At 66.4% G+C, this 16,976-nt stretch carries 14 protein-coding genes; 5 read left to right on the top strand and 9 right to left on the bottom strand.

Annotation, left to right across the window (positions count from 1 at the left end):
* The first annotated feature begins 95 nt into the window (after positions 1-95).
* The 4 genes from gap to secG all read left to right on the top strand — a co-directional run bounded on the left by gap (position 96) and on the right by secG (position 3,654).
* Complete coding sequence (gap, locus tag KKR91_RS09375) at positions 96-1,100, top strand: type I glyceraldehyde-3-phosphate dehydrogenase (protein ID WP_210228940.1); 1,005 nt, start codon at positions 96-98, stop codon at positions 1,098-1,100.
* A 60-nt stretch (positions 1,101-1,160) separates the two neighbouring features.
* Entirely contained in the window at positions 1,161-2,387 is a 1,227-nt protein-coding gene (locus KKR91_RS09370) for a phosphoglycerate kinase (protein ID WP_210228938.1), read from the top strand.
* Positions 2,388-2,524: 137 nt separating this feature from the next.
* Entirely contained in the window at positions 2,525-3,340 is an 816-nt protein-coding gene (gene tpiA / locus KKR91_RS09365) for a triose-phosphate isomerase (RefSeq protein WP_210228936.1), read from the top strand.
* A gap of 62 nt (positions 3,341-3,402) precedes the next feature.
* Positions 3,403-3,654, top strand: coding sequence for a preprotein translocase subunit SecG (gene secG / locus KKR91_RS09360; RefSeq protein ID WP_210228934.1), 252 nt, complete (start codon positions 3,403-3,405; stop codon positions 3,652-3,654).
* A 193-nt stretch (positions 3,655-3,847) separates the two neighbouring features.
* On the opposite strand, the gene pgl is transcribed toward secG, so the two are convergent.
* From pgl to tkt, 6 genes are read right to left on the bottom strand one after another with little or no spacing between them, the layout of a single operon-like run.
* Positions 3,848-4,705 carry a 6-phosphogluconolactonase gene (pgl, locus tag KKR91_RS09355; protein WP_210228932.1) on the bottom strand — a complete coding sequence of 286 codons (858 nt, stop codon included), beginning with the start codon at positions 4,703-4,705 and terminating at the stop codon, positions 3,848-3,850.
* The gene (locus KKR91_RS09350; protein ID WP_210228930.1) at positions 4,702-5,637 is read right to left on the bottom strand and encodes a glucose-6-phosphate dehydrogenase assembly protein OpcA; all 936 of its coding nucleotides are present in this window, start codon (positions 5,635-5,637) and stop codon (positions 4,702-4,704) included. The genes pgl and KKR91_RS09350 overlap by 4 nt, the downstream gene beginning before the upstream one ends.
* Complete coding sequence (gene zwf / locus KKR91_RS09345; RefSeq protein WP_210228928.1) at positions 5,634-7,172, bottom strand: glucose-6-phosphate dehydrogenase; 1,539 nt, start codon at positions 7,170-7,172, stop codon at positions 5,634-5,636. Before zwf ends, KKR91_RS09350 begins: the two co-directional genes overlap by 4 nt.
* Complete coding sequence (locus tag KKR91_RS09340; RefSeq protein ID WP_210228926.1) at positions 7,173-8,801, bottom strand: glucose-6-phosphate isomerase; 1,629 nt, start codon at positions 8,799-8,801, stop codon at positions 7,173-7,175.
* A gap of 5 nt (positions 8,802-8,806) precedes the next feature.
* Positions 8,807-9,922 carry a transaldolase gene (tal, locus tag KKR91_RS09335; protein WP_210228924.1) on the bottom strand — a complete coding sequence of 372 codons (1,116 nt, stop codon included), beginning with the start codon at positions 9,920-9,922 and terminating at the stop codon, positions 8,807-8,809.
* A 53-nt stretch (positions 9,923-9,975) separates the two neighbouring features.
* Positions 9,976-12,165: a transketolase gene (tkt, locus tag KKR91_RS09330; RefSeq protein ID WP_210228922.1), complete on the bottom strand. Its 2,190-nt coding sequence runs from the start codon at positions 12,163-12,165 to the stop codon at positions 9,976-9,978.
* 427 nt (positions 12,166-12,592) lie between these two features.
* Here tkt and KKR91_RS09325 point away from each other — a divergent pair, with 427 nt between their 5' ends.
* Positions 12,593-13,489, top strand: a complete 897-nt coding sequence (locus tag KKR91_RS09325; protein WP_210229755.1) for a heme o synthase — start codon at positions 12,593-12,595, stop codon at positions 13,487-13,489.
* A 630-nt stretch (positions 13,490-14,119) separates the two neighbouring features.
* Here the strand turns inward: KKR91_RS09325 and KKR91_RS09320 are convergent.
* Genes KKR91_RS09320 through KKR91_RS09310 form a run of 3 tightly spaced genes read right to left on the bottom strand, consistent with a single transcriptional unit; the run spans position 14,120 to position 16,829 of the window.
* Positions 14,120-15,124 (bottom strand): COX15/CtaA family protein, encoded by a 1,005-nt coding sequence (locus KKR91_RS09320; RefSeq protein ID WP_237687336.1) that lies wholly within the window; start codon positions 15,122-15,124, stop codon positions 14,120-14,122.
* Between the two features lie 5 nt (positions 15,125-15,129).
* Entirely contained in the window at positions 15,130-15,873 is a 744-nt protein-coding gene (locus KKR91_RS09315; RefSeq protein WP_210228918.1) for an ABC transporter permease, read from the bottom strand.
* Positions 15,870-16,829 carry an ABC transporter ATP-binding protein gene (locus KKR91_RS09310; RefSeq protein WP_210228916.1) on the bottom strand — a complete coding sequence of 320 codons (960 nt, stop codon included), beginning with the start codon at positions 16,827-16,829 and terminating at the stop codon, positions 15,870-15,872. Before KKR91_RS09310 ends, KKR91_RS09315 begins: the two co-directional genes overlap by 4 nt.
* Between the last annotated feature and the right edge of the window lie 147 nt (positions 16,830-16,976).

The following is a 16,976-nucleotide window of genomic DNA, read 5'->3' as shown; positions in this document are numbered from 1 at the left end:
AACAGTCCCGGCACCCCGAAACCTGTCAGACCAGTGGCCTTCCCGCACACCGAGGTCACATTTCTTCGATAACCCCACATCAAGGAGACAGAAAAGTGACTACTCGTGTTGGAATCAACGGCTTCGGACGCATTGGGCGAAACTACTTCCGCGCCGCACTGGAGCAGAACGCCGACCTTGAAATCGTGGCCGTCAACGACCTCACCAGCCCCGAAGCCCTGGGCCACCTGCTGAAGTACGATTCCGTCACCGGCCGCATCGGTGCCGACGTCGAAGTCCGCGGCGGCGACCTGGTTGTAGGCGGCAAGACCATCAAGGTCCTCGCCGAGCGGGATCCCGCCAACCTCCCGTGGAAGGACCTGGGCGTAGACGTCGTCATCGAGTCCACCGGGTTCTTCACCAAGGCCGAGGATGCGAAAAAGCACCTCGACGCCGGAGCCAAGAAGGTCCTGATTTCAGCTCCGGGCAAGGGAGCGGACCGGACCATCGTGATGGGCGTGAACGACGGCGACTACAACCCGGCCACCGACAACATCGTCTCCAACGCCTCCTGCACCACCAATTGCCTGGGTCCGCTGGCCAAGGTGATCCATGAGGCCTTCGGCATTGAGCGCGGCCTGATGACCACGGTGCACGCCTACACCGCCGACCAGAACCTGCAGGACGGACCGCACCGCGACCTGCGCCGCGCCCGTGCTGCGGCACTGAACATCGTGCCCACCTCAACCGGCGCCGCCAAGGCGATCGGCCTGGTCCTTCCGGAGCTGGAAGGCAAGCTGGACGGCTTCGCGCTGCGCGTGCCCGTACCCACCGGATCGGTCACCGACCTCACAGTGACGCTGGCCCGGGAGGCCTCGGTCGACGAGATCAACAGCGCCTACAAGGCGGCGTCGGACGGAGCACTCAACGGCATCCTGCGCTACACCGACGAGCCCATCGTGTCCTCGGACATCGTCACCGATCCAGCGTCGTGCATCTTCGACTCCGGACTGACCCGCGTGATGGGCAACGAGGTCAAGGTGGTGGGCTGGTACGACAACGAGTGGGGTTACTCCTGCCGCCTGGTGGACCTGACCGCGCTCGTCGGCTCCAAGCTCTAAGCGTCCCTGCACGCACCCCGATCCAAGATCCCAATGCCCGCAAGGGACGTAAAGGTAGACATGACAGTCAAGACTCTTGATCAACTGATCAGCGACGGCGTCGACGGCCGGTACGTGCTGGTCCGCTCGGACCTGAATGTACCGCTCGAGAACGGCCGCGTTACTGACGACGGACGCATCCGCGCCTCCATCCCCACCCTGCAGAAACTGGTGGAGCAAGGTGCCAAAGTCATCGTCATGGCCCACCTGGGACGGCCCAAGGGCGCTCCGGACGAGAAGTACTCGCTGCAGCCCGCCGCGGACCGGCTGGATGAACTTTCACCGTTCCCGGTGGAGTTTGCCGCCGACGTGGTGGGGGAGAGCGCGCACAGCCTCGCCGGCTCGCTGGCCGCCGGATCGGTCCTGGTGCTGCAGAACATCCGCTTTGACCCGCGTGAGACCTCCAAGAACGACGACGAGCGGTTGGCGCTGGCGCGGGAACTTGCCGGGCTGACGGATAACTCCGGCGCCTATGTCGATGATGCGTTCGGTGCGGTGCACCGCAAGCACGCCAGTGTCTACGACATCGCGGAGGTCCTTCCGGCGTATGAGGGAGACCTGGTGAACACCGAGGTCCAGGTGCTGAAGCGGCTCACGGAGAACCCCGAGCAGCCCTACGTGGTGGTCCTGGGGGGTTCGAAGGTCTCCGACAAGCTGGCGGTGATCGAGAACCTCATGGACCGCGCAGACTACCTCCTGGTCGGCGGCGGCATGGTCTTTACGTTCCTGGCAGCGCAGGGCCACAAGGTGGGCGCGTCGCTGCTTGAAGCGGACCAGATCGAGAACGTCAAGGGCTACCTCTCCCGTGCCAAGGAAGTGGGTTGCGAGTTCGTGCTGCCCACCGACATCGTGGTGGCGGACAAGTTCGCTGCCGATGCCGACGTGGAGGTGGTGCCTGCAGACGGGATGGAGAACAGCCGCTTCGGTGCTTCCGGCATCGGGCTGGACATCGGCCCCGATTCGGCCGCCGCCTTTGCTGAACGGATCCGATCAGGCAAGACCGTGTTCTGGAACGGACCGATGGGTGTCTTTGAATTCGATGCCTTTGCCAACGGGACCCGCACCATTGCGCAGGGCCTGAAGGATTCATCCGGCCTGACCGTGGTAGGCGGCGGAGACTCGGCCGCCGCCGTCCGCAAGCTCGGCTTCAGCGACAGCGACTTCGGCCACATCTCCACCGGCGGCGGTGCCTCGCTTGAATACCTTGAAGGCAAGAAGCTGCCCGGCCTGACCGTCCTGGGCCTGTAGCTCCACAGTGCGGGCCCGCCTGATGGGGCGGGCCCGCACTTCTATGTCCGCCCTTTGTATCTTTACGCCTATTCTTACCCCGGATCCGCCCGAAGCGGACCCACCCCAACAGATCTACTGATGAAACCGGAGCGATGATGACCACCTCGACCAATGGAAAGTTTGACCGGAAGCCGCTGATCGCGGGCAACTGGAAGATGAACATGGACCACGTCCAGGGCATCACGCTCCTGCAGAAGCTGGCCTGGACCCTGAAGGACGCCCAGCACGACTACAACCGCGTTGAGGTGGCCGTTTTTCCTCCGTTCACGGACCTGCGCAGCGTCCAGACCCTGATCCGGGGCGACAAGCTGGACATTGAGTTCGGTGCCCAGGATCTTTCCCCCAAGGACTCCGGCGCCTACACCGGCGACATCTCCGGGCAGTTCCTGTCGAAACTGGGCTGCCGGTATGTCCTGGTGGGGCACAGCGAACGCCGCACCGTGCACGGTGAGACCGATGAGCTGCTCAACGAGAAGCTGGTCGCGGCCTACCGCAACTCCCTGGTGCCGCTGCTCTGCGTCGGGGAGGGGCTGGAAATCCGCCAGTCAGGCAAGCATGTCCAGCACACCCTGGAGCAGGTCCGCCGCGACCTCGCCGGCCTGGACGCCGAGCAGGTATCCGCTCTGGTCATTGCCTATGAGCCGGTCTGGGCCATCGGTACCGGCGAGGTCGCCGGCCCCGAGGACGCACAGGAAATGTGCTCGGCCATCCGCTCTGAGATCGCGGATCTGTACGACGACGCCGTGGCGGCGAAGACGCGCCTGCTCTACGGCGGGTCCGTGAAGGCGGCAAATGCGGCCAGCATCCTGAAGCAGCGGGATGTCGACGGCGTGCTGGTTGGCGGGGCCAGTTTGGATGTGACCGAATTTGCTAATATTGTCAGGTTCGAACAACATCTGGTGACCGACTGATTGCAGCTGACCTGCACCGCAGCGTCCGTCTCCATCCATGCGTCACCCTTGAAAGGCCGTAAGTGGAAATTCTGAAGATTGTCCTGCTGGTTCTTCTTGCCATCACCAGTCTGTTGCTGACCTTTCTCATCCTCCTGCACAAGGGGCGCGGCGGCGGCATGTCGGACATGTTCGGCGGCGGCATGACCAGCAGCATGGGATCCTCAGGTGTTGCCGAAAGGAACCTCAACCGCTTCACCGTCATCCTTGGACTGTCCTGGGGTGCCGTCATCATTGCCCTGGGCCTGATCCAGCGTTTCGCCGGCGAAGCGTAGACAAGCCATTTGAGCGCAGCACCCCAACGGGGAGCCAAAAGCCCCGCAGGCCACACGGCCTGCGGGGCTTTGTGTTTGGCGTCGGTCGCGGCTGAGAAAACCAGCGCCTGGCGGCCCGCCCGCAGCGACGCGGCCGGCCACCTGTCCGGGCACCGCACCAGGGCTGGTGCGGCAGGTCCTGATGCAGCAGGGCCTAGTGTTCGGAGCGGATGCTGTCCTCCGTGCTGCCGGCATCCCTGCCCGCGCCTGTGCCGTCCGGGTCCAGCAACCGCTCAGGCAGCTGTGACGCCGCGGCCTGGTCGATGAGCCACCGGGTCTTGGACCGGCCGTGGGCGCCTGCGGCCGGAACCTGCACCGGCCCGGCGCCGGCGAGGGCCAGGCCCACGGCAGCGGCCTTATCCTCGCCCGCCACGGCCAGCCAGACTTCCTCTGCCGTGTTGATCGCCTCCAGCGTCAGGGAAACCCGCTCCGGCGGCGGCTTGGGGGCGTCGGTGACTGCAACCACGGTTTCACCGGTGGTGCGGACGCCAGCCATTTCCGGGAAGAGCGAGGCGATATGGGCATCGGGCCCGACGCCGAGCAGCAGCACATCAAAGCGGGGGAGCCGGGGGTCCACGGCATCAAAGCCGGGTGCAAGCTGCTCTGCGGCAGCGGCCTCGGCCAGGTTGCGGGCATAACCCAGGGCGGCGTCTTGGACAGAGGCTGCATCGTCGGACGAGGGCACCGGATGCACGCGGTCCGGGCTTACCGGCAGCCGGGAGAGCATCGCTCCGGCGGCCTGCACCGCATTCCGGTCAGGGGAGTCCGCGGCCAGGAAGCGTTCATCGCCCCACCAGAAATTAACCCGTGACCAATCCACGGCCGCCCTGGCCTCGGCAGAGGCAACGGCGTCGAGCACCGCCGTACCCACCGTGCCCCCGGTCAGCACCACAGTGGCGACACCGCGGCGGCTCTGCACATCCACCAGCTTGGTGATGAGCCGTGCAGCGGTGGCCGCCGTCAGCGACTGGATATCGGGATGGATGCTCACTCCGTTGGGGAAATTCCTCATGCCGGGACCCCTTCCTGGGACAGGCATGCTGCCAGCCCCTGCGTCAGTACTTCGCCGTAGACTTCATCCGGATCCAGCCGGCGCAGTTCCTCCGCCAGACAGTCCCGGAGGCTCCGCCGGGGCAGCGAGATCTGCTGCTCGGGCTGGCCGGGCTGGGTCAGGTGTGCGGTGGCCTGGTCCGGGCGGAACAGCTCCACCTTGCCGCCGTCGCGTTCGAAGACAACCTGGCGGATGCCGGTTCCGGGTTCCCCTTCAACGATCTTCACTGGAACCTTCAGGGCGTGCTTCAGCCACGCCGCGAGCAGGAAGGTGCTGGCCGAATCCGAGGCTCCGGCCACCGTCACGGCCCGCACCCGGTCTCCCCGGGCCAAGTCCAGCACCGCTGCCAGCTGGATCCGCCAGTTGGTCAGCCGGGTCCAGCTCAGGTCGGTGTCGCCGTCGGCGTATTCCTCGCCCAGGGCCAGCAGGGCCTTCTTGGGATCTTCCTCGGTAGCGGCGTCTGTGATGCGCCGATGGGCAATGCTGCCCAGCGGCGTCTGGGCCGGGTTGGCCGGCACGCCGTGGGGCCACCACACCACGATCGGGGCATCGGGCAACAGGAGCGCCGAAACAAGCGAGACGGACTCCCCGGCCAGCTCACCGGAGCCGGACAAGACGATCACCTCGGAGGCACCGGCGTCGCCGCCCACCCGGATTTCGGCATCGAGGCGGGTTTCATCGGTGGGTGAACCCTCAGCGAGCACGATAATGCGGCAGGGATGTTCCCGGCTGGCCTCGTTGGCGGCGGCAATGGCTTCCTCGACGAAATCGGGCTGGGTGTCCACCACCAGGGTCAGCACGCGCCCCAGGGTGACCACCCCGCCCTTTTCGCGCATGGCCACGATTTCCTTGGATACCTTGGACGTTGTTGTGTCCGGCAGTTCTACAATCACGGCCTTCTCCAGGTCCTTCCGTCTTGGGCGAGCAGTTCATCGGCCGATTCCGGCCCCCAGCTGCCCGGGGCGTACGGCTCGGGCTGTGTGCCCAGGGATGCCCAGTATTCCTCGAACGGGTCGACGATCTTCCAGGACAGCTCCACCTCCTGATGCCGCGGGAACAATGGCGGCTCGCCGAGCAATACGTCCAGGATCAGGCGTTCATAGGCTTCGGGACTGGATTCGGTGAAGGAATGTCCGTAGCCGAAGTCCATGGACACATCCCGGACTTCCATCTGCGTGCCCGGGACCTTGGACCCGAAGCGGATGGTGGCGCCTTCGTCGGGCTGGACCCGGATCACCACGGCGTTCTGGCCGAAGTCGTGGTCATTGTGGTCGCGGAAGAGCAGGTTGGGAGCCCGCTTGAACACCACGGCAATCTCGGTCACCCGCCGGCCCAGGCGTTTGCCGGCGCGCAGGTAGAACGGGACGCCGGCCCAGCGGCGGGTGTTGATGTCCAGCCGGATCGCGGCGAAGGTCTCGGTGGTGGAATCGGGGTTGAAGCCCTCTTCCTCCAGGAATCCGGTGACCTTTTCGCCGCCCTGCCAGCCGCCGGTGTACTGCCCGCGTGCGGAGTGCTTGGACAGGTCCTCCGGAAGCCGGACGGCCGCGAGCACCTTTTCCTTCTCCGCGCGCAGGTGGTCGGCGTCGAAGGAAATGGGCTCTTCCATGGCGGTGAGCGCCAGGAGCTGCAGCAGGTGGTTCTGGATGACGTCGCGGGCCGCGCCCACGCCGTCGTAATATCCCGCCCGCCCGCCAATGCCGATGTCCTCGGCCATGGTGATCTGGACGTGGTCCACGAAGTTCGCATTCCAGATCGGTTCGAAGAGCTGGTTGGCGAAGCGCAGGGCCAGGATGTTCTGGACCGTTTCCTTGCCCAGGTAGTGGTCGATCCGGAACACCGAATCAGCGGGGAAGACCGACTCCACCACGTTGTTCAGCTCACGGGCCGATTGCAGGTCGTGGCCGAAGGGCTTTTCGATAACCACGCGCCGCCATTTGCCCTGCGAGGTCTTGGCCAGCCCGTTGCGGGAGAGCTGTTGGCAGACCTCCTCAAAGGACTTGGGCGGAACCGACAGGTAGAAGGCATGGTTGCCGCGGGTGCCGCGCTCCGCGTCGAGGCTCTGCAGCGTGTCTTTGAGGTTCACGAACGCCTCGTCGCTGTCGAAGCCGCCCTCAACGAAGCGGATTCCTTCCGCCAGCTGCTTCCACACGCCGTCGTCGAACGGGGTGCGGGCATGGGCCTGGACCGATTCCTTGACCTGGGCGGCGAAATCCTCATGGCTCCAAGGGCGGCGGCCGAAACCGACCAGGGAGAAACTCGGCGGGAGCAGGCCGCGGTTGGCCAGGTCGTACACGGCCGGAATGAGCTTCTTCCGTGCCAGGTCGCCGGTAACACCGAAGATCACCAGCGAGGAGGGGCCGGCGATCCGGCTGAGCCGCCGGTCGCGGGGATCCCGGAGCGGGTTGGAACTGTGCTTCTCATCCGCCATTTATGCGTTACCCCCTTCTGCGGACAGGGAACGGACAGCAGCCTCGAGCTCGCGGACCCCCGCCTCCCGGTCCAGCAGGTTCAGCCGCAGCACGGGCCGGCCCTGGTCAGCGAGGACCTGGGCGTCTCCGGTTGCCTGGGCACTGATGAGCTGGCCGAAGGTGAAGGGCCGGCCCGGAATGGCCAGGTCCTGGCGCGGGGTGCCGGTGACCTGCAGGTAGACACCCTGCGCCGGTCCGCCCTTGTGGAACTGCCCGGTGGAGTGCAGGAACCGCGGCCCCCAGCCGAAGGTCACCGGCCGGCCGGTGACGGCGGCCAGTTCCGGCCGGATGCCTGCCAGTTCGCCCTGGGCCTCGCGGTCCAGGTAGACCTGGATGCTCAGGTAGCCGTCGGTGTCCAGCGCGCCCAGCAGGGCGTCCAGCGCGCCGCGCAGCGTGCCGGCGTCGCCGAGCAGCTCCGCCGGACCGCGAACCTCCACGGAGCCGTCCACGAAGGACGGTTCGGTGGCCTCGGGGCGCGCGTCGAGCAGGCCGCGCGCAGCCACCTTGGCTGCTTCGACGTCGGGCTGGTCAAACGGGTTGATGCCCAGCAGGCGCCCGGCGACGGCGGTGGCGAATTCCCACAGCATCATCTGCCCGCCGAGGGAGCCGGCCACCACCACCTGGTCGCCAACGGGTTCGGCGTCGGAATCAACGGCCACCAGCCGGGCGGTCAACACGTCGGCGGCGCCGGATGCGGTTTCCGGTGCTCCGGGTTCGGCGACGACGGGCAGCAGGCCGGTGCCGAGCTTGCCGGTGGATTCGGCAATGAGCTGTTCGGCCCAGTCGGGGAAGCCGGCCAGCCCGGATCCTTCATCAACGATGACGACCTTGTTGCGCAGCGGGTCGGTGCCGCCCAGTGCGGCACCGAGTTGCAGGCCGATGTTGTCTTCGGCGTTGTCGCTGAGGATTTCCAGGGCATCCTCAGCGTCGTCCAGCAGTGCCTCGATGTCGGCGCCGGCAAGTCCCGAGGGGACCAGGCCGAAGGCGGTGAGCGCCGAGTAGCGGCCGCCGACGTTGGGATCGGCGTTAAAGACTGCGCGGTAACCGGCCGCGCGGGCGGCCTCATCCAAGGGTGAACCCGGGTCGGTGACAATGACGATGCGGGACTTCGCGTCGATACCGGCGTCGGTAAACGCCTGCTCGAAGGTGCGCCGCTGGGAGTCGGTCTCCACCGTGGAACCCGACTTGGAGGAGACCACAATGACGGTCTCCTGCAGCCCGGTGGCCAGGGCGGCCCGGACAGCGTCCGGATCCGTGGAGTCCAGGACCGTCAGCTCCACTCCCGCGGTGCCGGTGATGACTTCCGGGGCCAGGGAAGAACCGCCCATGCCGGCGAGGACCACGCGGGTCACTCCCTCGGCGGCCAGTTCTTCCCGCAGCCTGCGGATCTGTCCAACGAGCGGCCGGGAGGCTGCTGACGGGTTCAACCATCCCAACCGGATGGAAGCCTCTGCTTCGGCGTCGGGGCCCCACAGGGTGGGATCCTGGGCGAGCAGGCGGGTGGCGACTTCGTCACGGACCAGGGCAGGAACGTTCTTGTCGACGGCGGCCAGCGCAGCTGCGGCTGCTTCGAAGGACAGTGTGGTCATTTTGCTTATGCCTCTTTTGCGTTGTCCAGCGCGGTCTTCACGGTCTCCAGGAGTTCTCCCCAGCTGACCACGAACTTGTCCAGGCCTTCGGTTTCAAGCTGTTCGACGACGTCGGTGTAGGAGATCCCGAGCCCGTCCAGCTGGTCCAGGACCGCGTTGGACTCCGCGTAGGTGCCGGTGATCGTGTCTCCGGTCACCTCGCCGTGGTCCGCCGTGGCGTCCAGCGTCTTCTCCGGCATGGTGTTCACTGTGTGCGGGGCCACCAGGCCGGTGACGTACAGGGTGTCCGGCAGGGCCGGATCCTTGACGCCGGTGGAGGCCCACAGCGGGCGCTGGGCATTGGCGCCGGCTTCGGCCAGCACTGCCCAGCGCTCGGTGGCGAACTGCTCTTCGAAGACCTGGTAGGCCAGGCGGGCATTGGCCAGTCCGGCCTTGCCCTTCAGGGCCAGGGCCTCGTCGGTGCCGATGGCCTCGAGGCGCTTGTCGATCTCGGCGTCCACGCGGGAGACGAAGAACGACGCCACGGAATGGATCTTGGACAGGTCGTGGCCGTTTTCCCGGGCCTGCTCAATGCCCACCATGTAGGCGTTGATGACCTCGCGGTAGCGCTCCAGGGAGAAGATCAGCGTGACATTGACGCTGATCCCGGCGGCCAGCGTCGCGGAGATTGCCGGCAGGCCCTCCTTGGTGGCCGGGATCTTGATCAGCACGTTGTAGCGGCCGACCTTGTCGAACAGCTCGCGGGCTTCCTTGATGGTGCCTTCGGTATCGCGGGACAGGCGGGGGTCGACCTCGATGGAGACGCGGCCGTCGACGCCGTGCGTGGCCTCGGCCACCGGGGCGAACACATCGCAGGCCTGGAGCACATCATCGGTGGTGATTTCGAAGACGGCCTTGTCGACGTCGGCTCCCGAGCGGGAGAGCTGCTGCACCTGGGCGGCGTAGGACTCACCGTTGGCAAGGGCCGCAGCGAAGATGCTCGGGTTGGTGGTGACGCCGACGACGTTCTTGTGCTCGATCAGGTCCTTGAGGGAACCGGAGACGATGCGTTCGCGGGACAGGTCGTCCAGCCAGATGGATACGCCGGCTTCGGAAAGCCGTGCGGTGGGGGTGGAAGTCATGAATGTCTCTCCTTGTAAGTGCTTTGCGTAGCTGTGGAAATGCGACGCTGGAATTACTTCTGGTCGCCGGTCTCGGTGGACTCTTCCCCGGACGGCGCCGCAGTGGTACCCGCCGGCGCCGTGTCGGAGCCGTTGGCTGCAGCCATGGACTCACGTGCTGCTTCCGCAACCGCCTCGGCGGTGATGCCGAATTCGCGGTAGAGCGTCTTGTAGTCGGCCGAGGCGCCGAAGTGCTCCAGCGAGACGCTGCGGCCGGCGTCGCCAACCAGTTCGCGCCAGCCCTGGGCAATCCCGGCTTCGACGGACACGCGTGCCTTGATGTCCTTGGGCAGCACGGCTTCGCGGTAGGCGGCGTCCTGTTTGTTGAACCACTCCAGGGAAGGCACGGACACGACGCGGGCGGCGATGCCCTCTGCGGCCAGGGCCTCGCGGGCAGCCACGGCCAGCTGGACCTCGGAGCCGGTGCCGATGAGGATTACATCGGCAGGAACGACGGCGCCGTCGCGGACCGCTTCGGCCAGGACGTAACCGCCGCGGGAAACACCCTCTGCGGAGGCGAAGGACTCAGCCGTGGCTTCGCCGTCGCCGCGCGGGTAGGTGGGGATGTTCTGGCGGGTGAGCACGATGCCGGCCGGGTTCTCCGTGTTCTCCAGGATGGTCTTCCAGGCCACGGCCACCTCGTTGGCGTCGCCGGGGCGGACAACGTCCAGGCCCGGGATGGCGCGCAGCGAGGCCAGCTGCTCCACCGGCTGGTGGGTGGGTCCGTCTTCACCCAGGCCGATCGAGTCGTGCGTCCAGACGTAGATCGAGGGAACGCCCATCAGGGCACCCAGGCGGATGGCCGGGCGCTGGTAGTCGCTGAAGATCAGGAACGTGCCCGAGAAGGCGCGGGTCCCGCTGTGCATGGTGATGCCGTTGACGATGGCGGCGGCGGCATGCTCGCGGATGCCGAAGTGGAGCACCCGTCCGTACGGGCTGCCGGACCAGGCGCTGGTCTGCTTGGAGGCCGGGATGAAGGACGGGGATCCCTCGATGGTGGTGTTGTTGGATTCGGCCAGGTCAGCGGAGCCGCCCCACAGCTCGGGGAGTACCGGGCCGATCGCGGAGAGGACCTTGCCGGAAGCGGCGCGGGTGGAGACATCCTTGCCGGCTTCGAACTCCGGCAGTGCCTTTTCCCAACCCTCGGGCAGCGTTCCGGTGCTGATGCGCTCCAGGAGGGCGGCGCCGTCGTCGTTGGCTGCCTTCCAGGCCTCGAAGCCCTTGTTCCACTCGGCGCGCTCTCCGGCGCCGCGGGCAACGGCCTGGCGGGTGTGCTCCAGGACGGCGGGATCGACGTCGAAGGACTTCCGCGGATCGAAGCCGAGAACTTCCTTCAGTGCGGCAACCTCGTCCTTGCCGAGCGCAGAGCCGTGGATCTTGCCCGTGTTCTGCTTCGTCGGGGACGGCCAGCCGATGATGGTGCGCAGCGAAATGATGGACGGCTTGTTGGTCTCGGCCTTGGCAGCGAGCAGTGCGCCGTAAAGCTCGTTGACATCCTCGACGTATTCGCCGGTCTTGGTCCAGTCCACGCGCTGGGTGTGCCAGCCGTAGGCCTCGTAGCGCTTGAGGACGTCTTCGGTGAAGGCGATGTCCGTGTCGTCTTCAATCGAGATGTGGTTCTCGTCGTAGATGACAACGAGGTTGCCCAGTTCCTGGTGGCCGGCCAGCGAGGAGGCCTCGGACGTGACGCCTTCCTGCAGGTCGCCGTCGGACGCGATCACCCAGATGGTGTGGTCGAACGGGCTCTGCCCCTGCGGCGCATCGGCGTCGAGCAGGCCGCGGAGCCGGCGCTGGGCAAACGCGAAGCCCACGGAGGAGGCCAGGCCCTGGCCCAGCGGTCCGGTGGTGATTTCGACGCCGGCGGTGTGGCGGTATTCGGGGTGGCCGGGGGTCTTGGAGCCCCAGGTGCGCAGTGATTCCAGATCTTCGATTTCCAGTCCGTAGCCGGAGAGGAACAGCTGGATGTAAAGCGTCAGTGACGTGTGTCCGGGGGAGAGCACGAAGCGGTCACGGCCGGTCCACTGGGGGTCCGAGGGATCGTGGCGCATCAGCTTCTGGAACAGCAGGTAGGCTGCCGGGGCCAGGCTCATGGCCGTGCCCGGGTGTCCGTTGCCGACCTTTTCGACGGCGTCGGCGGCCAGGACGCGGACAGTGTCCACTGCCTTGCGGTCCAGGTCTGTCCAGGTCAGTTCTTGCTCTTCCATATGTGGCACGTTTACCGGGCCCCTCTCTTTACAGATGACCGGCGATGAAACGCCGGAGACTGACCGGGCACCCTTTTCATAGCGCCCGGTTCACTAACCACTACAACCGGCGGATGCGGATAATCCATACCGCCGGTGGCGGTTTTATTTTTGCCCTGCATGGTGCTGCCCCTGGCGGCGATTGTGATGCCGCCGGGAAAGGTCCGTTCCAACCTTATCCCGTGGGCTGGGGCAATGGGCGTATCCTTTCCGGAGTGAGACCCCGAAGGCAGATATGCGGCCTGCGGGCAGGGCAACGCAGGGCTTCGTTTTCTACAGCCGATAGAGGCTATGATGATGGTGGACTTTTCCGGCCCAGAATGGATGATGTGATCGCCCCGTGACAACGCAGCAAGCCCCCGCCGACCTTCCGGTGCAGACCGGCAAGATGACGGCAGGCCGTAAGCTCCGTGCTTATGTGGCACTGACCAAACCCCGGGTCATTGAACTGCTGCTGGTGACCACGCTGCCCACAATGATCTTCGCCCAGGGTGGCCTTCCGGATCTCTGGCTGGTGGTCTTCACCATGATCGGCGGTGCCCTCGCAGCCGGCAGCGCAGGTGCGTTCAACTGCTATATCGACCGCGACATGGACAAGCTGATGAAGCGGACCAAGAACCGTCCGCTGGTCACCGGCGAGGTGACTCCGCGCGAGGCCATGGTGTTCGCCTGGGTCCTGGGCATCATTTCCATCGCCCTGCTGTGGTTCGGCGCCAACCCGCTCACCGGACTCCTGGGCGTGGGTGCCATCCTGCTGTACGTGGTCCTCTACACCCTGATCCTCAAGCGCCGCACCACCCAGAACATTGTCTGGGGCGGAGCCGCAGGCTGCATGCCGGCGCTGATCGCGTGGGCCGCAGTCACCAACTCGGTGGAATGGCCGGCCGTCATCCTCTTCATGATCATCTTCCTGTGGACGCCGCCGCATTACTGGCCGCTGTCCATGAAGTACGGCGAGGACTACCGCAATGCGTCGGTGCCGATGCTCGGCGCCGTGGCCGGGGCCAAGCTGGTCTCCGTCCAGGTTGTCCTTTACGCCTACGCCACCGTGGCCTGCTCGCTGCTGCTGGTCCCCGTGGGCGGCGCCGGCTGGGTATACACCGTGGCTGCCGTGCTCAGCGGTGTCTGGTTCCTGGCCGAAACGCACCGGCTGCACAACCGGGCCCAGCATGAGAACCTCACCGACAAGACGGCCATGAAGGTCTTCCATGGTTCGATCAGCTACCTCACCGTGCTGTTCCTGGCCCTGGCGATCGATCCGTTTGTGGGCGGCCCGCTGCTCTAGCAGCTGGTGAAGTGATGAAGGACCGGAGCAGGCTCCGGTCCTTTTTTGCTGTCCGGGAGGGCTGGGCTGCCTTGGGCCGGGCGGCCTTGGAAAGGTCGAGTGTTGAGGTCAGGCCCTGCCGGCCCGCCGAGTGTCGGCGTGACGCCTTCGCCGGCCCGCCGAGTGTCGGGACGATGCCGGTATCCCTCGGCCTTTCCGGGATTGGCTCCACACTCGGCGAAGCAGAACGGCATTAGCTGCACACTCGACGCCGAGAGTGCACATAACGCCGGAAAGGACCCCTCCCCGGACCGCGAGAGTACATGTGTGGCGACTATCAGCGGGCCGCAATCTCCATAACTGCACTCTCGGCGCTCGGTGGCGCGGGGACAAGGTATCACAAGCCGTCACGGAGGTGGACGACGAGTGGGACCCAGTGGGCGAAGCAGAACGTCATTAGCTCCACACTCGCGGCGCTCGGAAGGTCGAGTGTCGGGGTGATGCCCTGCCGGCCCGCCGAGTGTCGGGACGATGCCGGTATCCGTCGGCCTTTCCGGCATTAGCCCCACACTGGGGTGGAACGCAAAAGGGCCGGATTCCCGAAGGAATCCGGCCCTGGACCTTGGTGGCAGCCCCCGAAAACGCCCGGGCTTACCGGCGGCCGGCACTCCGGGACTGCACAGTCTCCGAGGACGTCGCGTCGACGGGATCCACGCCGGGCACGCGGCGGGCGAAGCCGGTATAGACCACATGGGCGGCAGCAGCGGTGAGCAGTGAGGCGCCAAGCATGTGCAGGCCCACCAGGATGATCGGCAGGTGCAGGAAGTGCTGCGTGTATCCAATGACTGCCTGGATCAGGACGACAGCGGTCAGCAGCAGCAGGGAGCGGCGCAGCCGGCCGTCCGTGGTGTGCCGGTGCACCAGGTACAGGGACACGATCAGGGCAAAGACCAGCAGGTAGACCGGAACCACGTGGAGCCGGGTCATCAGGTCCGGGGACAGCCCGTTGCGGGCCGCACCATGGTCCCCGGCATGCGGGCCGGAGCCGGTGACGATGACGCCGAGTACCACTGACAGGGCTGAAAGCACGCCCAGCGCGCCAAGCAGCGGCCGCAGGGTCCGGCCGGCCAGCGGCCCGTTCATGGCAACCAGCTGCGCCGGGGTGAGCCAGGCCCGGTTGACCAGGACGGTGGCCAGGACAATGAGCACCATGGACAGGATGAAGTGCCCGCCGACGATCCAGGGGTTCAGCCCGGTCCAGACGGTGATGCCGCCGAGGAGGGCCTGGGCGGGAATCCCGGCGAGCAGGATGACCGAAAGCCGGAACAGGTCCGGGCGCGCGGCACGGTCCTTCCAGACGCTGAAGACCATGGCGAAGGCGATGGCTGCCAGCACGAAGGTCAGCATCCGGTTCCCGAACTCGATGACGCCGTGCAGGCCCATCTCCGGTGTGGTGGTGAGCGAGTCCGGGGTGCACAGCGGCCACTCCGGGCAGCCCAGGCCGGACGCAGTCAGTCGGACGGCGCCGCCGGTGACGACAATGGCGATGTTGGCCGCCAGCGAGGCGACCGCCAGGGAGCGCACCGTCTTGCGTGCCGCCGGCGTGCCGGGTGCGGGGGAGGAACTAACCGGCGTGCCGGCGGATGTTGGGGACACGGAATCTAACTCCATTTGAACCAGCGGACGGCCGCGAGGCCGCCCAGGACTGTCCACGCCAGCAGGATCAGCGTGGCGGGGATATTGAATGCTGCATCAATCAGCGCCGACCGCATGGCTTCACCCAGTGCGGCCGAGGGCAGGATCTCCACGAAGGGCTGCATCAATTCCGGCAGGTTTCCCGCCGGAATGATGATACCGCCGAGAGCTGCCAGGAGGATCCACAGCAGGTTGGTCACGGCCAGTGTGGCCTCAGGCCGGGCGGTGCCGGCTACGAGCAGTCCCAGTGCGGTGAACGCGGCGGCGCCGAGCAGCAGCGAAACCAGGCCCAGCGGAATGCCGGTCCAGGACGGCTGCCAGCCGAAGAAGGCGGCCACGATGCTGACGACGACAACTTGGATTGCCAGGACGGCGACGACGGCGATGCCCTTGCCGGCGATCAGCCCGGCCTTGCCCAGGGGAGTGGTGGAGAGGAACCTCAGGACACCGTAGCGCCGGTCAAATCCGGTGGCGATGCCCTGTCCGGTAAAGGCGGTGGACATGGCGCAGAGTGCCAGGATCCCCGGGGTTGCCATGTCGACCCGGCTGCTGCCGTAGCCGTCGAGGATCGGCGTCACGCACAGTGCCACCAGCGCCATCAGCGGCAGGAAGACGGCCAGGATCAGCTGTTCTCCGTTGCGGAGCATGGTGATCGCCTCGTAGCGGCCCTGGTTCAGGATGCGCACGGGCAGGGAGGCGGGGGCACTCATCGGATTTCCCTTCCGGAAAGGTCAAGGAAAACGTCCTCGAGGGAACGCGAGGCCATGTGGATTGCGGTGGGAAGCAGGTCCATCGCTGCCCACCACGCGGCGAGGGCGGCAATGTCGGCCGGTGTCACGGCGCCGCGGAGGGTGTAGTGGCCCGGGACCCGCTCGTCCGCCTTGAGGTGGGGGAGCCCGACGGCGGCCAGGTCCAGTCCCGGCGCCGCGTCGAAGGTGATCAGCCGCTGGTCGGCCACGTCGCCGGTCTGTGCCGTCAGCTCGGCGACGGTGCCCTGCGCAATGGTCTTGCCGGCGTCGATGATGTAGACGTAGTCGGCGAGCTTCTGTGCATCGTCCATCAGGTGGGTGGTCAGGATGATGCCCAGTCCCTCGGCCCGCAGTTCCGAGATCAGGTCAAAGACAATCTGCCGGGACTGCGGGTCCAGGCCGGCGCTTGGCTCGTCCAGGAACAGGACCTCGGGGCGTCCGATCAGCGCGGCCGCCATGGCCAGGCGCTGCTTTTGGCCGCCGGAGAGCCGGCGGATGTTCGAATTCGCAAAGCTGCCGATTCCCAGCCGGGACACCAGTTCATCCACGGGCCGGGGATCGGCATACATCGAGGCGATGTGGTGCAGCAGCGGGACGGGGCGCGCGGACGGGGGAAGGCCGCCGTCCTGCAGCATCACGCCTACCCGGCTGCGCAGGTCGGCGCCGGCACCGTAGGGGTCCTGGCCCAGCAGCCGCACTTCGCCCCCGTTGATGGATTGCAGGCCCTGTGCGCATTCCAGGGTGGTGGTCTTCCCGGCGCCGTTGGCGCCGAGCAGGGCAGTGACGGCGCCGCGGCGGGCAGTGAAGTCCACGCCGGCGAGCACCCGGATCATTTTGCCGTCGAGACCGGCTACCGGACCGCAGTCCTTAATCAGGCCTTTAATGGTCAGGCAGGGTTCGTCGTTAGGCACCGTCATATTCTACGTTAGGTAGTACTGGCTGCCGCACCCCCGAACCCCGGCCGGAGGACCGCAGCGGATGCCGCTGCGGACACCGCCCGCAGCGCAGCGTGGCAGTGGGAAGCCTGTCCTTAGTGGCACGTGGGAACAGATTAGGTCATGCTT

The sequence above is a fragment of the Arthrobacter jiangjiafuii genome (assembly GCF_018622995.1).
Taxonomy (GTDB): Bacteria; Actinomycetota; Actinomycetes; order Actinomycetales; family Micrococcaceae; genus Arthrobacter_B; species Arthrobacter_B jiangjiafuii.
This window is presented reverse-complemented; position numbering and strand designations above follow the sequence as displayed.

Excerpts from the sequence above, each read along its gene's own strand:
- KKR91_RS09370 (WP_210228938.1), top strand. The coding sequence starts at position 1,161 with ATGACAGTCAAGACTCTTGATCAACTGATCAGCGACGGCGTCGACGGC.
- tpiA (WP_210228936.1), top strand. The coding sequence starts at position 2,525 with ATGACCACCTCGACCAATGGAAAGTTTGACCGGAAGCCGCTGATCGCG.
- pgl (WP_210228932.1), bottom strand. The coding sequence starts at position 4,705 with ATGAGGAATTTCCCCAACGGAGTGAGCATCCATCCCGATATCCAGTCG.
- zwf (WP_210228928.1), bottom strand. The coding sequence starts at position 7,172 with ATGGCGGATGAGAAGCACAGTTCCAACCCGCTCCGGGATCCCCGCGAC.
- KKR91_RS09340 (WP_210228926.1), bottom strand. The coding sequence starts at position 8,801 with ATGACCACACTGTCCTTCGAAGCAGCCGCAGCTGCGCTGGCCGCCGTC.
- tal (WP_210228924.1), bottom strand. The coding sequence starts at position 9,922 with ATGACTTCCACCCCCACCGCACGGCTTTCCGAAGCCGGCGTATCCATC.
- tkt (WP_210228922.1), bottom strand. The coding sequence starts at position 12,165 with ATGGAAGAGCAAGAACTGACCTGGACAGACCTGGACCGCAAGGCAGTG.
- KKR91_RS09325 (WP_210229755.1), top strand. The coding sequence starts at position 12,593 with ATGACGGCAGGCCGTAAGCTCCGTGCTTATGTGGCACTGACCAAACCC.
- KKR91_RS09315 (WP_210228918.1), bottom strand. The coding sequence starts at position 15,873 with ATGAGTGCCCCCGCCTCCCTGCCCGTGCGCATCCTGAACCAGGGCCGC.
- KKR91_RS09310 (WP_210228916.1), bottom strand. The coding sequence starts at position 16,829 with ATGACGGTGCCTAACGACGAACCCTGCCTGACCATTAAAGGCCTGATT.